The following is a 14,157-nucleotide window of genomic DNA, read 5'->3' on the forward strand; positions in this document are numbered from 1 at the left end:
TATGCAGGAATTACTATCCTCGTTGTCATTCTTTACGCCCAATCTTTTTGTTACATCCATATTTTCCGTAATTTGGGCATGCTTCATTTATATCACTGTAAGAGCAATAACCTCTCTGGCCAGTTTTAAGTCTAGGCGTGTTACTAGCTGGCGTAGCTTTTGGGTGTGTGTTTTATGTGTGATTAGTCTGCCATTTTTTCTTGCGCAATTTTTGGGTTTCTTTTCAACGGGCTTGGTGCCTGAGTTTAGATATGATCTTACGCCTCCAGAGGCGGCTTTTAATTATACAGTAATTGAAAGTGCTCAGCTGGAGAATAAAACACTAACTTTGAATTATATCGACATTCTAACGGGCTCCTGGATGATTTTGTATCTTGGTGGGGTATTACTGAGCCTGATAATAATGTTTAGAAGGCATAGTCGATTGGTTAAAATGCTGGATATTGCTAATGAGGTGGACCTCAAGCGACAAGTTGCCAGTAATCTGCTAACCAGTAAACAGTCTGATTACCTGTCTAAAAAGAATGTAAAACTAATTGTTACAAAGGCCCAGTGCTCACCTTTCGTTTTTGGTTTACTTAACTTGAGGCTCGTTTTGCCTGGTTATCTAATGTCGATGGATGCCAAGGAAAGACAATTAATTATGGAGCACGAATTAACCCATATAAGAAGGCGAGACCCTTTGCTTATTATGGTTGCCCATGTTTTGGTGAGTTTTTTATGGTTCATTCCATTTGTTAGGTGGGCTAAAGAGCAAATGTTATGGGCTATTGAGTTATCCTGCGACCGAGAAGTATTAAAATCCTCCGAAATAGGAAGTGGAAGAGTATATGCCCAGGCAATGCTACGAACATTACAGCAGTGCTCTGGGCAAACCAGCTGTAAGGGTGTTGCTGCCTTTTCAGTATTTGAAGAGGCTAATCAGTTAACTTTTTTTAAAAAGAGAGTGGTGTATATCAGGGAGGCTGCTTGTGAAAGTTCTGAGCTTAATAGATTGGTTTCAGGGATCTTTAGAGGAGCACTTGTATTTTTTACCATATTTCTAATATTTTTTGGAGTTTTTGTAAATTCTAGCTTTTCAATCGCCAGCTCTAAAAAAGAAACATGGATAGCCCCGGTTGAAGGTGCACGTATAAGCAGTCAATTTGGAGGTTTAGAGGAGTTCAGAAGGAAACCTCACCTTGGTACGGATTTCGCAGCTCCGCTGGGTTCGCCAATAGTTTCTGTTACTAGTGGAATTGTTGTTGTTTCAACTGATCACTACAAACATAGAAATTACGGAAAGATAATTATAGTTGATCATGGAGATAATACACAGACACTTTACTCGCATTTAGATTCTCGGGAGGTGAGGGTTGGTGAAAATGTGAAAGCCGGACAAAAGATTGGAACAGTTGGTGTTACCGGGAAAGTAACAGGTCCTCATCTTCATTTTGAGTTGATTGAGCAAGGTGAAAGAGTTGATCCGGAACATTTGCTTGCATTGTGGTTTGGTTGAGATATGAAAAAGTGTCTAGTTGGAAATGCTGATTCTGAAAGAATACCGTTTTCTTTTGGCAGTATTACTCTTAAATTGATTTATATTCTAATGATGGTACTGCTATACCCAAAGGTACTTCAGGCAAAGTCTTTTGATCAGAAAGAGAGTATCTTTAAGCTTAATGAAGATGTTCTGTCTATATTTTATTCGGCAAAAACGGATAGGTTCTATTTGAGGGTGGAAAATACTCAAATTGATGAGTCTGAAATGGGTGGTGTATCCCTTGTTACCAATAAATATGACCGAATAAAGTCCGTATCGCTTGCTAAAAATCAGGGTTTGTTATCCTTGCTTATTGAAAACTCCGTTGGTAATAAAGATGCATATAGAGTCATACAGCTTTTATCTGAGCACTTTGATGTCAATGCAATACCAGTGGGGAAGGTTTTTCAATTAACTTTTGATGAGCAATCACGGTTTCAAAGTATTGGGGTGAAATTGGCATTTGCTGAGAGTCTAGAGATTAAGAAATCTAGTCAAAAACTCATCGTTATCAGGAAGAAAAACCCAACTACTTTGCAAAAACATTATGTTGAAGGTGAGATTGCAGGTAGCTTATATAAGTCTGGTCTACAGCTTGGTCTGAATAATGCGATACTGACTAAGCTGAATGAAATTTTAAGTTACGAGATAGATTTTCAGCGTGAGATTCGTTCAGGTGATCGCTTTTCCATCTTTTATAGTACTTTGCGGGATGATATAGAGGGTGATGAAGTTTTCAATGCAATACATGTTGCTAAGATTTCTCTAGAAAGTGATTCCGTTTCCCTTTATCGCTATCAAGATCATGAGTCAGGCGTTGTTGATTACTTGGACCCTAGTGGAAAAAGCTCAAGAAGCTTCCTTATGAAGACTCCATTAAAGAATGCACGTCTATCATCATATTACGGCAGACGTAAACATCCAGTATTGGGGTATACAAGAATGCATAATGGCCTTGACTTTGGTGCTCCATCAGGTACACCAATACTTGCCGCTGGAGATGGCACTATAGAAAGGGCCTCTTACTTTGGTAGCTTTGGAAATTATATTCGCATTGCCCACAAATCGGGCATTCAAACTATTTATGCGCACCTTAAAGGTTATGCCAAGGGTATCAAGGCCGGTATGAAAGTGAAGCAAGGGCAGGTGATAGGTTATCTCGGGGCTACAGGTAGGGTTAAGGGGCGGCATTTACATTATGAAATTCATAAAAATGGTAAAGCAATAGATCCACTTAGATTGGATCTTCCTACTTCTGATCGTTTAACAGGAAAAAGTTTGGAGCGCTTTTATGAATTTGTTGAGGCGGTAGATGAAACCTTAAGGGTCTACAAGGCACTTAAAAGCTGAAAAATTATTTATTTGTTTGAGCTAGGGGCCCAGTATAAATGATAGAGCATTTTTTCTATCTTATGTGGGTGGCAGAGCTTGAGCTTAGCTGTACTGCATGTTTGGTTCCGATAGTGATCGTTTATTAATAATGAGAGTAGGAAAGCAGAGGCCTGAGATTTACCTTTGAGTGAGATAATGGTCTCGGTTGGATATAAAAATCTAAACTCCTTACTTGTTGCCAGGTAATTTCTTATTTTCGCTTCTATGCCGCATGTCTCTCATATACCTGTGGTAATTAATGCTTTTATGATCTGATTGCTATTTGGGTAGGTAAAGGTTTTTGGGGTATAAAAGTAAACTCTGAGGAGTAGGGTGTGTATAAGTTAAAATGTATTGTAGTCGTGTTATTCCTATATTCCGTTCCTGTGCTGGCTGAAGAGCTTGTTGTTCCCAAGCCTGGAGCTTTTGAGCTAGATAATTCTGAGGTTTTTACAATTCATTCAAAAATATTAGGGCGAACATATGATTTATACATTAAAACGCCTGCTGGGTATTATGATGATTCTCAGAGTGATCGAACTTATCCCACCCTTTATCTAAATGATGGCCCTTATACTTTCAAAGTCGCTGCAGGTGTGACACATCTGAAAAGTATGAATAAGGCGATTGTAATCGGTATCTCTTTTGCGCAAGGGGAGCTGGGACAGTTTAGTCGAGTGCGGGATCTTACCCCGGTGGTTGATAAAAGTTGGAGGCGCTACAAGACCGGCGGTGCTCCAGAATATCTTAGGTTTATTGAGGGAGAGGTTATCCCGTTTGTAGAGAAAAATTATCGTGCAAATCCTGTAAAAAGAATCTTGGCTGGTCAGTCTTTAGGCGGGTCATTTGGAGCCTGGGTATTGTTGAATAAGCCGGATCTGTTTTCCAGTTATATTCTCACTAGTCCATCGCTTTGGTATAAAAATGAAATGATTTTTGATATTGAGGAGGCGTATTCAAAAAGGAATAAATCATTAAGTGCAAATATTTACCTTGCAACTGGTGCTCTGGAGACTAAAGAAAACGGGGGGATGAATCATGACATGGTGGGCGGTCACAAGGCCTTTGTTGGGCGTTTGCGTTCACGAAATTATCAGGGTATGTCTCTCAATGATGAGGTGGTAAGCGGGGCTGATCACTATTCAACCTTTCCAATTGGCTTGGCAAAAGGTTTAAGGTGGCTTTATCAGGATCAGTGGAAGATGCACTAATGCATCACGACATTGAATTTAGGTAAGCTCTTTGATCATCTGCTCATAGTAAATAGGTGAAACCTAAGTAGTGGAGGGTACCTTGGTGTGTATATGAAGCTAGTCTTTTTATAGCATTTCGGTATACCAAATCTTAGGTGTACCTATGACTTCAGCCTCTTTTCGGGAGTCATGTAACTCGTTACTGTTCACGAATGCTTCAGCTTTCTCCTTGGAGGTGAATTCATGAATCACGGTCACATTATTGGGGCTGCCTATTTCTTGATACACTGATGTATTTGTACTGCCCATTCGCTTTAAAATTGGCATGAAGTCTATAAGGACTCCCTGCCATTTATCAAAATCTTTCACTGAGGCCTGCATAAAGAGGTAAACCATTAGATATTCCTCAAGCAGTGGTTATTAGGGGGCGTCTGGACTAACTATAGCATCGAACACTTCTCTTCGATGTGGTCAGTTAGAGGCCCGGCAAAAGAGAACAGAACTCGCCTAACTCTTCGCCGGGTTATAGATGCAGGTGCCTTGATAAAGAATTTATCTTATAGCCAGATATTAGTTCATCACTCCAAGCTTACAGCCCTTGTTTTTGATCTTGACCCATTTGCTCATAAAGTTAACTGGTGATGTGTAGGCTTCATAGATTACCGCTTGTCCCCAGGGAGTTACTGCACCTTGCATAGGTTTTGAATAAGAGAAGGCCCCCATTACCCAGGCACTCTTGGTAACGCAGTCTCCACTTGTGGGAAAGCTGGAGGTAAGAGTTGGGTTGTGGTTATAAACAAGATTGGTGGCGTTCAAGAGCTGTTGGGCTCTATTTACAACAGTTGCTACTTCGGTATTTGTAGCAGGGTGTACATAGATAGTGATGTCATTTGCTGAGCTTGGGTAGAACATAACATCATTTACAGTCCCATGGGTTTCACCAGTGGCAGAGTTTTGTGCCCAGGTTTGCCAGCTGCTGTCGCAGACTTCGTCCCAGCTCTGTAATCCGTTGGCGTCCACAACAAATGGTGATACATGTCCACCGCCTATGGTCTTCTTAAAATTACTAAATGACGTTAGGGTTTTACCTGCTTGTATCATTACACCTATACAACGCATATTGGCTTGAGGTACTCCCAGAGCGGTGCTCAGATCGGCGAGCATGTCATTGCAACTGGTAGCAGTAGTGCGGCTCCGGACTTGATTGGGCATAGCGTATTCTCCTTCAATATAGGGGGTTGTTTCTATTGGGTTCTTTTTAAGGTGGTTTTTTTAAGGCAAAACGAATTGATGTTGATTTAAATCCGTAGTTATTTTCAAAAGGAATGTTTAAGTGGCCACTTCTTTAGCATTACTTACAGTTAAGGTAAATTAAAAGAGAGTGGATTAAATAAAATCTTCTGGGAAAAGCCTTTTTTAATTTTTGCCTACAGTATTATTTAGTAAGTCTGTAGGCAATAAAGACCTTCGATTGTTATTGGTTTGCTTGTTTGTGTCTAATAGCACTAAATGGCTTTATCGGCTCTTTTGAAAAGAGTTATTGCTTTCAGAGACATTTCTTTCAGCAGTTCGATAAAACGTGTTGCTGTCATATTTCTTTCAGGGGAAATGTAATATTGCCCAGGGCCTTGTTCAGTAATTCTTAGGCCGTTTGGAGGGGTTGTTCCGGCAGGGAAGCGACAGACCCATCCGATGAGCGTTGATTGATTAATGCTCTCTTGGTCGAAGATTCTTATTCCTTTTCCGTTTGCAATAACGATGCTGATATTATTTAGAAAGGTAGTATCCAGATTAGATATCAGCATATTGACATCCTCCTCTCTGGAATAACCAAATTTTGGTAAGGAATTGGAGTCAATATAGATTTCTCTGAGGGACATCTCTTTCTCCCTTTTAAAACCAATTTGGCCATTGGTCAATAGCTGTTGATAGTTGCTAATTCAGAAGCTTTTTATCTTCTCTACTTTTTTGAAAGCAGAAGTGTTTTTTTTAATTTTTTTGCTTCTTGACTTGAATCATAACTGTGGCTTGGTGTTTGGCGCAACAAGTACGATTGTTTAACTGTTATATTTTATAAAATTCGATAATTGGCGAGTGTAAAGTTCACACTAGTTCACATTTTGTCGCCTTTTGTAACTCCGGGGGAGTTCAACTCGTAAGTTAATCAAAAATTCCAGTTTATGAAGGTAATGGCTTTGATAGAGGCGTTGTTGGAGAAGGTTCTCTTGGGGTTGGGATTGGAGTTCTGGGTGGTGAAAAGGCTTAGTTTGTTATAACTCATTGTGCTGACATTTTGCGATGCTCGTTTTAAAACGAGATTTTACTGGTTGCTTAAAAATATGTTCTAGATAGGCTTGAAAAGCTTTAGAGTTAAATAATTAGTATTGGTTTTTTAGATTGTATCTGTTTCATCCCTTAGCGTGCGTCGTGCAGCCTTTAAAACATTAGAGCGAATAACTAATATGGATAAGAAGAAAACGCCGGAGAAAAAAAATCATCTAGCAGGCATTGACCGAAGAACTTTTACCAAGCGCGCCCTTCAAATGGGCTTGGCCGCAGGTGCTGTTGCTTCTGGGTTTGGCTCTGCATTTTCGGGTAGTTCAAATCAGTTTTATGATGTTTATGATTACGTAATTGTTGGTTCTGGTGCGGGAGGGGGTCCATTAGCGGCAAACCTGGCAAAGGCGGGCTTTTCGGTATTGGTGCTTGAGGCGGGGGCCAATGACCTTAGTGATGACACGCATAATATTCCCGCTTGGCACCCTTTTGCGTCAGAAGACCGCAAGCTGAGCTGGGATTTCTTTATTAAGCATTACGCGGATTTTAATCAACAACAGCTGGATGATAAGTATATTCCAGGTAAAGGTGTTTTATATCCGCGGGCTAGTACTATAGGGGGCTGTACGACACACCATGCACTGATTACTGTCTATCCCCACAACAATGACTTTGACCGTATTGCTCAAGTGACAGGAGATAGTTCTTGGGGCAGCAGCAATATGCGGCGATATTTTGAGCGGCTTGAGCGATGCCAATATGTTTCCCGTCCAATATTTTCGAATCCCTCTCGCCATGGTTTTGATGGATGGCTTCCTACTAATAGAGGTAATCCGGCTTTGCTGTTGGAAGACCCGGCAATATTAAAAATCGTCAAGGCAGCATTGGCGAAATACGGACTGGAGGGGGCCTTTGAACAGATTATTTCTGGAAACCTACGCTTAGATATCAATCACTGGGATGTGGCCTCAGGAGAGGAGGGGCCTTTTATTGCCCCGATGGCTGCAGATAGCAGAAGTCGTCGCAAGAGCGTACGGGAGCACCTTTTGGATACCCAGAGTCGCTATCCAAACCTGTTACATATTCGCACCAATGCGCTGGCAACAAGGGTGATGTTTGAAGGTAAAACGGCTATTGGGGTGGAGTTTATGGAGGGGGCGAACCTCTATAAGGCTGACCCTTATCACGATGATACCGGCTCCATTGGTACTATGCGGCAGGTGAGGGCGAGTAGGGAGGTGATTCTTTCGGGAGGGGCATTCAATAGTCCTCAGCTGCTGAAATTATCCGGAGTGGGTCCAAGCCAAGAGCTTTTTCAGCACGGAATTGATCAGATAGTTGACTTGCCTGGTGTAGGTGAAAACCTGCAGGATCGCTACGAAGTCGGCATTGTTAGTGAGATGACCGAGGATTTGGCCCTTCTCAAGGATTGTACCTGGGGCGAGCAGGGTGACCCCTGTCTGAATCGATATCGCTACGGTTGGCTGAATAAAGGCCCCTACAGTGGCAATGGTCCAGTACTGTCTTTGGTGAAGCGCTCCCACCCCGACCTACCAGATCCTGATTTGTTTATTTTTGGAGCGCCCTCTGATTTCCACGGTTATTACCCCGGTTATTCTCAGGCGCTAAGGGATTACAAAGATCGCTTCTCCTGGATCGTACTTAAAGGTCATACTAACAATACGGCTGGGCGGGTAACTTTGCGCTCTGCCAATCCGCAGGACACCCCAGAGATTAACTTTCACTATTTTGATGAGGGTAGTGGTGATTATGAAAAAGACTTACAGGCCGTAGTGGAGGGTGTAAAAATATCCCGGGATATTATGTCGGCCCCTATCGTTGGCCAGCAGGTAGCCAGGGAGTTATTGCCCGGTGGAGATGTGCAGACCGATGAGCAAATCGGTCAGTTTGTTAAAAATCAGGCATGGGGTCACCACGCTTCGTGTTCCAATAAAATGGGGCCAGCCAGTGATCCAATGGCAGTAGTGGATAGTAAATTCCGGGTACATGGCACCAATAATTTACGAGTGGTGGATGCTTCGGTATTTCCACGTATTCCGGGCTTCTTTATCGTGGTGCCGGTGTATATGATTAGTGAAAAAGCTAGCGATGATATTATTGCGGCGGCAACGGGCCAGATTGCCTGATAGGGCCTTGCTAAACCCAGGTTGAAAAAGAAAAAGCCCCGCAGAGCGGGGCTTTTTAATTAGAACGAGATGTTCTTTGGTGTGCGCGGGAAGGGGATAACATCGCGGATGTTACCCATGCCAGTTACGTAAGACACGATGCGATCGAAGCCCAGACCAAAGCCTGCGTGAGGTACTGTGCCGTAGCGGCGCAGGTCGCGGTACCAGTCGAGGTGATCTTTGGGGATGTTCATTTCATCCATGCGCTCGTCGAGCTTCTCAAGGCGTTCTTCACGCTGAGCACCGCCGATAATTTCTCCGATACCCGGTGCCAGTACATCCATGGCGGCTACAGTTTTACCGTCATCGTTCATACGCATATAGAAGGCTTTGATATCCTTCGGATAGTTCAGAACAATCACTGGCTTCTTGAAGTGTTTCTCAGCCAGGTAGCGTTCGTGCTCAGAGGCCAAGTCTATGCCCCAAGAGACGGGGAATTCGAACTTCTCTTTACAGTTTTCCAGGATTTCGATGGCATCGGAGTAGTTGATGCGAGCAAAATCATTCTCGATGATGTTCTCCAGGCGGCTGATGGCCTCTTTATCGATGCGCTGGGCGAAGAAGGCCATATCGTCGGCACGTTCCTCCAGTACGGCTTTGAAGATGTACTTCAGCATTTGCTCAGATAGATCAGCAACATCGGCCAGATCGGCAAAAGCCACTTCCGGCTCTACCATCCAGAACTCGGCTAGGTGGCGAGTGGTGTTGGAGTTCTCCGCACGGAAGGTGGGGCCAAAGGTGTAAACCTTGGATAGGGCCAGACAGTAGCTCTCAACATTCAGCTGGCCAGATACGGTGAGGAAGCTCTCCTCGCCAAAAAAGTCCTTGCTGTAATCGATAGCGCCTTGCTCATTGCGTGGCAGGTTTTCCATATCCAGAGTGCTGACCCGGAACATTTCGCCGGCGCCTTCACAGTCAGAGGCGGTGAGAATGGGCGTGTGTACGTAGTTAAAACCGTTCTCGTGGTAGAAGCGATGAATCGCCTGAGCGATACAGTTGCGAACTCGAGCCACCGCGCCGCTGACATTAGTACGGACGCGTAGATGCGCGTGTTCGCGTAGGTGCTCCATGGTGTGGCGTTTGGGGGACATTGGGTAGGTGTCTGGGTCTTCTACCCAGCCGACCACTTGAACTTCAGAAGCTAACAACTCGATCGATTGGCCCTTGCCTTCTGAAGGCTTGACGGTTCCAACAATATCCACTGCACAGCCGGTGGTCAGGCGCTGTACTTCAGACTGGTAATTGTGCAGATGATTCTCGGCAATGACCTGAATAGGGTCAAAGCAACTGCCATCGTGTACTGCCAGGAAAGAAAGACCGGCTTTGGAGTCGCGACGGGTTCTGATCCAGCCCTGTACGCGAACTTCTTCGCCCTCACGGCCGGTGGATTTTAATAGGCTATCTACGGATTCGACTTTTACTGTCATTTTCTATCGGTTTCTCGCTAGTCCTGAAGGTGGTGTTCTGCCGACTTGCCTAAAAGCTGACCACGCCACCAAGGTGAAGTTACGGCGGGCATATTGACCTGTTGCTGAGGGGAAATCCAGTCCCTTGGCAATTTGGAAGCTTGCCGGGAGAGCGGGCCTATTTGGGTGGCGCCATTGAAAAGCATCAGGATTGTGTGGGTAAAGCGCTTGGCGGCTTGCGGGAAAGAGAGAGTGGGGCCTGGGTTAGATACCTGCCCCAAAATCGCACGGGCCTAGCCGCGCGGCTTCTTCACCGTGTGCAGTACTGTGTCTCGCTCAAAGAAGACATAGAAGTCGTTGTATTCCCAGCGGGTGATAGCGGGCTCGCCGACGGGACCCATAATACTGAGGGGCTCACCAAGGCGCGTGCTGATATCGTTTTTCTTCATGCCGCGAGCTTCACCAAAGGACAGCTCTGCGCCCTGGGAGCCTACAGGAATCTCCAGGGTTTTTGCCTGGGCGCCAAATGCCAAAAGAAGTGCCACGGTACCAGCGATCAGGGCCACTCCGTTGCGATTTCTGCTGAACATTTATTGTTCTCCGATTTAGGTGTTCGAATACGCCGGGCCATTAAAACAGAAAAAATGCCAAAACACTTGGACTTCTTCACGTTTTTATACCGAAGAAGGCGCCTTGTAGGGGAAAAAGGTACGGGGAAGGAGGGTATGTGTGTGCTAGGCTGACCATTGGGCTTAGTCCTGTGGGCGGGCATGGATGCGACTCTCAAAAACCTTCTCAGTTCTGGGGCTATTGCTTGGCGCTATTCTCTTTGCTCTCTCTCTTACGCCCTCTCTGATTCCACGCACTGCCCTCATGCAAGGTGTTCTCGCCGGAACCTCCTTCACTTTTGGCTATGTGATCGGCTTGTTTATGCACTGGCTGTGGAATTACTTTGAGCTTCCCGACATTCCTCTCGGTCCTGGGGTGCGCAGAGTGCTTAAACGCTTAGCGCTGGTTGCCTGCATATGTCTGATCATTATTTTTCTTTGGCAGGGGGCGCACTGGCAGAACTCGGTGCGGGCCTTGATGGGTATGCAGCCAGTTACCGGGATCGGGCCCTTTACCGTGGGGTCCGTGGCCCTGCTGGTCTTTCTCTCATTCTGGGTGATGGGTAAAGGGTTTCGCCGAGTCATTCATGCTGTTACCAAGTATCTATCCGTGCATATTCCTGAAAGGGTGGCTTTGCTCATTGGGTTGCTGGTGGCAGTGGCACTTTACTGGGGCATTCTAAATGGGGTGCTCCTGAAGGTAGGGGTGCATATTGTCTCGGTCATTTGGGAAAAACATGATCAGGCAATTGCAGAAGGGCTGAAGGCACCTGAGGACCCCAACAAGGTTGGCGGTGCGGACTCTCTATTAACTTGGAAAAGTGTCGGGCATCAGGGGCGTCGCTTTTTAACCCTTGGCCCCTCTGTGGAGGATATCCGTGAGGTTGCCGGGTTAGGCAAAGAGCCGATAAGGGTCTTTGTGGGTTTGCGGGCTGCAGAAACTCCATTGCAAAGAGCTTTCCTGGCACTTGCTGAACTAAAGCGCCTCAATGCATTCGATAGAGAGATATTGCTAATTGCGACACCCACTGGCGAAGGCTGGTTAGATCCTGGGGCTATAAACTCCCTGGAATTTCTTTATCGAGGGGATGTGGCTACCGTTGCTACCCAATACTCCTTTTTGCCAAGCCCGATTGCATTATTAACAGATAATCAATATGGGCTGGATTCCGCCAGGGCTTTGTTTAAGGTGATCTACGAATACTGGGAGGAACTGCCAGTTGAAACTCGCCCAAGGCTGTACCTCTTTGGCTTGAGTCTCGGTGCTCAGTTATCAGAAGCCTCCTTTGATTTTTATGACATTATTGATGATCCTATCGATGGCGTACTCTGGGCAGGGCCGCCATTTGGCACAGGCATCTGGCGCATCATCACGGATAGTCGCGACCCCGGAACCCCAGCCTGGTTACCGCAGTTTAAGGGGGGAGAGGTTGTTCGTTTTGGTAATCAATATGGCGGTTATTTAGGGCAGGAACCCTGGGGAAGCTTTCGAATCGCCTTTTTGCAGCACGCCAGTGATCCAATAGTCTTTTTTGATCTGCGTTGGATGTTTCAAATGCCGGATTGGTTGGAGCGCCCACGAGGGCCGGATGTCTCTCCAGACCTCTACTGGTTTCCTATAGTGACCATGCTGCAACTACTGGCAGATCTAAACTTGGGGATTGCGCCACTGGGGTTCGGGCACCGCTATGCACCTGAAGGGTATGTCCTCGCCTGGATGGCGTTAACCGAGCCGCCCGACTGGAGTGACGAGGAGTTAAAGCGCCTACGGGAAAAGCTCAGAACTTATCCAGTGCGTTGAGTGCGGTCTGCCGTAAGAAGGTACTCTTTCAAGATCAAAAACATTTCTGGCTGTTTATTGGGTTACATGGGGCTGTTCAGTGAGAAGTTGGCGCAAGCCATTTTGATCTGGGGCTCAAGCTTATCGGCGGCATGAATGCAAAAATTAACCGCTTTCTCAATTTCAGGTTTACTGTTGGGCGCGATATGCTTCGCTCTGAGCCTCACTCCTTCTCTGATTCCTCGCAATGCCTATGTGCAGGGTATTCTTTCCGGTTTTTCATTCACCGTTGGATATTCACTGTCTGTGCTGGTCCGCTATGTTTGGAAGTATTTGGGGGTTCCCGATATCCCGCTAGACCATCGGCAGCGACAAATACTGAGGGGGCTGATAATTATTTTGGGTGTCAGCCTTATTTTAGTTTTTCTTAGGCAGGGGACGGAGTGGCAGAATTCAGTGCGCTCATTGATGGGCATGCCGGCAATTTCTGGCGTCGCCCCAATTACGATTGGTGTTGTTGCGCTCTGCGTATTCCTGCTCTTTAGATGGGCAGGCAAAGGCTTTCTCAGGGTGGTTTTGCGCGTATCTGCCCGTTTAGAAAAGACCATCCCTCCAAGGGTGGCAGCCCTTACCGGGCTGCTTGTCGCGTTGTTGCTTTATTGGAGTGTGTTGAATGGAGTGTTGTTGCAGTCGGGCCTCTATGCAGTCTCACTTATCTATGAAAAGCTGGATCTGATTGTTGTTGCGAACTTGCCGCCTCCGCAAGATCCCAGCAAGTCAGGTGGAGCGAACTCGCTACTTGCCTGGGATAGGTTGGGACATGAGGGGCGCCGATTTTTGTCTCTTGGGCCATCTGCGGAGGATATTCGGGAGGTTGCAGGGGAGGGCATGGACCCCATTCGAGTTTATGTGGGAGTGCACTCAGCAGACACGCCACAGCAGCGTGCACTATTGGCACTTGAAGAGTTGAAGCGCGTAAAGGCGTTTGAGCGAGAAATTTTGCTGATTGCAACCCCGGTTGGGGATGGCTGGATCGACCCAGGGGCAGTGAATTCTCTTGAATTTCTGTACCGAGGAGATGTAGCTACAGTGGCCGTACAGTACTCGTATTTACCGGGCCCCATCGTATTGTTTACAGATGCTCAGTCGATCAGAACATCCGCTCGCATACTGTTCAAGGTGATTTACGATTACTGGGAGGAGCTACCGGTAAACACTCGCCCCAGACTTTATCTATACGGGCTAAGTTTAGGAGCCAAGCTCTCCGAAGACTCCTTTCAGTTCTACGATGTGATTGATAGCCCCATTAATGGTGCTCTTTGGGCTGGCCCTCCGTTTAGTATGCGGTCCTGGAGAATGATTACCGATAATCGTGATCCCGGCACCCCCGCTTGGCTCCCCCAGTTTAAAGGGGGAGAGGTGGTGCGCTTTGGAAATCAGTACGGTGGTTATTTGGGGCAGAAGCCCTGGGGTAGATTCCGTATCGCCTTCCTGCAGCATGCTAGTGATCCGATTGTCTTTTTTGACTTTCGCTGGGCGTTTCGCAGACCTGACTGGCTGGAGCGCCCCAGAGGGCCCGATGTGTCTCCGGACCTTCGCTGGTTCCCTGTTGTCACTATGTTGCAGCTGTTAGCGGACTTTAATGTAGGGGTCACACCACGGGATTTCGGACACCGCTATTCGGCAGCAGGATACACGCTCGCCTGGATTGCCCTGACCGAGCCTCCGGATTGGAGCGAGGCAGAGCTGCAGCGCCTGCGGGCTAAGCTAAAAATTTTTCCCAAGCGCTGAAGTTGTCTAAATCCTTGGATTTC

11 protein-coding genes are annotated in these 14,157 nt (G+C 46.1%); 6 read left to right on the top strand and 5 right to left on the bottom strand.

Going from position 1 to position 14,157, the window contains the following annotated elements:
* Position 1 precedes the first annotated feature (1 nt).
* The 3 genes from ACJJJA_RS11280 to ACJJJA_RS11290 all read left to right on the top strand — a co-directional run bounded on the left by ACJJJA_RS11280 (position 2) and on the right by ACJJJA_RS11290 (position 4,104).
* Positions 2-1,498 (top strand): peptidoglycan DD-metalloendopeptidase family protein, encoded by a 1,497-nt coding sequence (locus tag ACJJJA_RS11280; protein WP_444904647.1) that lies wholly within the window; start codon positions 2-4, stop codon positions 1,496-1,498.
* A 3-nt stretch (positions 1,499-1,501) separates the two neighbouring features.
* On the top strand, positions 1,502-2,872 hold the full coding sequence (locus tag ACJJJA_RS11285; protein WP_444904648.1) for a M23 family metallopeptidase: 1,371 nt from the start codon (positions 1,502-1,504) through the stop codon (positions 2,870-2,872).
* Between the two features lie 356 nt (positions 2,873-3,228).
* Positions 3,229-4,104 carry an alpha/beta hydrolase gene (locus ACJJJA_RS11290; RefSeq protein WP_444904649.1) on the top strand — a complete coding sequence of 292 codons (876 nt, stop codon included), beginning with the start codon at positions 3,229-3,231 and terminating at the stop codon, positions 4,102-4,104.
* Positions 4,105-4,212: 108 nt separating this feature from the next.
* Here ACJJJA_RS11290 and ACJJJA_RS11295 read toward each other — a convergent pair whose 3' ends face one another.
* The 3 genes from ACJJJA_RS11295 to ACJJJA_RS11305 all read right to left on the bottom strand — a co-directional run bounded on the left by ACJJJA_RS11295 (position 4,213) and on the right by ACJJJA_RS11305 (position 5,966).
* Positions 4,213-4,482: a hypothetical protein gene (locus tag ACJJJA_RS11295; RefSeq protein WP_444885089.1), complete on the bottom strand. Its 270-nt coding sequence runs from the start codon at positions 4,480-4,482 to the stop codon at positions 4,213-4,215.
* Between the two features lie 174 nt (positions 4,483-4,656).
* On the bottom strand, positions 4,657-5,298 hold the full coding sequence (locus ACJJJA_RS11300; RefSeq protein ID WP_252085765.1) for a hypothetical protein: 642 nt from the start codon (positions 5,296-5,298) through the stop codon (positions 4,657-4,659).
* A 293-nt stretch (positions 5,299-5,591) separates the two neighbouring features.
* A complete protein-coding gene (locus ACJJJA_RS11305) occupies positions 5,592-5,966 on the bottom strand; it encodes a hypothetical protein (RefSeq protein WP_252085766.1) in 375 nt (124 codons plus the stop codon).
* A 582-nt stretch (positions 5,967-6,548) separates the two neighbouring features.
* Between ACJJJA_RS11305 and ACJJJA_RS11310 the strand changes: the two genes are divergently transcribed.
* The gene (locus tag ACJJJA_RS11310) at positions 6,549-8,510 is read left to right on the top strand and encodes a GMC family oxidoreductase (RefSeq protein ID WP_444904650.1); all 1,962 of its coding nucleotides are present in this window, start codon (positions 6,549-6,551) and stop codon (positions 8,508-8,510) included.
* Positions 8,511-8,569: 59 nt separating this feature from the next.
* Here ACJJJA_RS11310 and asnS read toward each other — a convergent pair whose 3' ends face one another.
* Positions 8,570-9,976, bottom strand: coding sequence for an asparagine--tRNA ligase (gene asnS / locus ACJJJA_RS11315; protein ID WP_444885086.1), 1,407 nt, complete (start codon positions 9,974-9,976; stop codon positions 8,570-8,572).
* A gap of 272 nt (positions 9,977-10,248) precedes the next feature.
* Positions 10,249-10,545 carry a hypothetical protein gene (locus tag ACJJJA_RS11320; RefSeq protein WP_444904651.1) on the bottom strand — a complete coding sequence of 99 codons (297 nt, stop codon included), beginning with the start codon at positions 10,543-10,545 and terminating at the stop codon, positions 10,249-10,251.
* A 184-nt stretch (positions 10,546-10,729) separates the two neighbouring features.
* On the opposite strand from ACJJJA_RS11320, the gene ACJJJA_RS11325 reads away from it, so the two are divergent.
* A complete protein-coding gene (locus ACJJJA_RS11325) occupies positions 10,730-12,364 on the top strand; it encodes an alpha/beta hydrolase (protein ID WP_444886074.1) in 1,635 nt (544 codons plus the stop codon).
* Between the two features lie 135 nt (positions 12,365-12,499).
* Positions 12,500-14,134, top strand: a complete 1,635-nt coding sequence (locus ACJJJA_RS11330) for an alpha/beta hydrolase (RefSeq protein ID WP_444886075.1) — start codon at positions 12,500-12,502, stop codon at positions 14,132-14,134.
* Positions 14,135-14,157 lie beyond the last annotated feature (23 nt).

This window comes from Microbulbifer mixtoriginis (SeqCode) (assembly GCF_052466865.1).

What these genes read in the sequence shown, in the direction of transcription:
- ACJJJA_RS11310 (WP_444904650.1), top strand. Translation starts at nt 6,549, where the DNA reads ATGGATAAGAAGAAAACGCCGGAGAAAAAAAATCATCTAGCAGGCATT.
- ACJJJA_RS11330 (WP_444886075.1), top strand. Translation starts at nt 12,500, where the DNA reads ATGCAAAAATTAACCGCTTTCTCAATTTCAGGTTTACTGTTGGGCGCG.
- ACJJJA_RS11325 (WP_444886074.1), top strand. Translation starts at nt 10,730, where the DNA reads ATGCGACTCTCAAAAACCTTCTCAGTTCTGGGGCTATTGCTTGGCGCT.
- ACJJJA_RS11320 (WP_444904651.1), bottom strand. Translation starts at nt 10,545, where the DNA reads ATGTTCAGCAGAAATCGCAACGGAGTGGCCCTGATCGCTGGTACCGTG.
- ACJJJA_RS11280 (WP_444904647.1), top strand. Translation starts at nt 2, where the DNA reads ATGCAGGAATTACTATCCTCGTTGTCATTCTTTACGCCCAATCTTTTT.
- ACJJJA_RS11295 (WP_444885089.1), bottom strand. Translation starts at nt 4,482, where the DNA reads ATGGTTTACCTCTTTATGCAGGCCTCAGTGAAAGATTTTGATAAATGG.
- asnS (WP_444885086.1), bottom strand. Translation starts at nt 9,976, where the DNA reads ATGACAGTAAAAGTCGAATCCGTAGATAGCCTATTAAAATCCACCGGC.
- ACJJJA_RS11285 (WP_444904648.1), top strand. Translation starts at nt 1,502, where the DNA reads ATGAAAAAGTGTCTAGTTGGAAATGCTGATTCTGAAAGAATACCGTTT.
- ACJJJA_RS11305 (WP_252085766.1), bottom strand. Translation starts at nt 5,966, where the DNA reads ATGTCCCTCAGAGAAATCTATATTGACTCCAATTCCTTACCAAAATTT.
- ACJJJA_RS11300 (WP_252085765.1), bottom strand. Translation starts at nt 5,298, where the DNA reads ATGCCCAATCAAGTCCGGAGCCGCACTACTGCTACCAGTTGCAATGAC.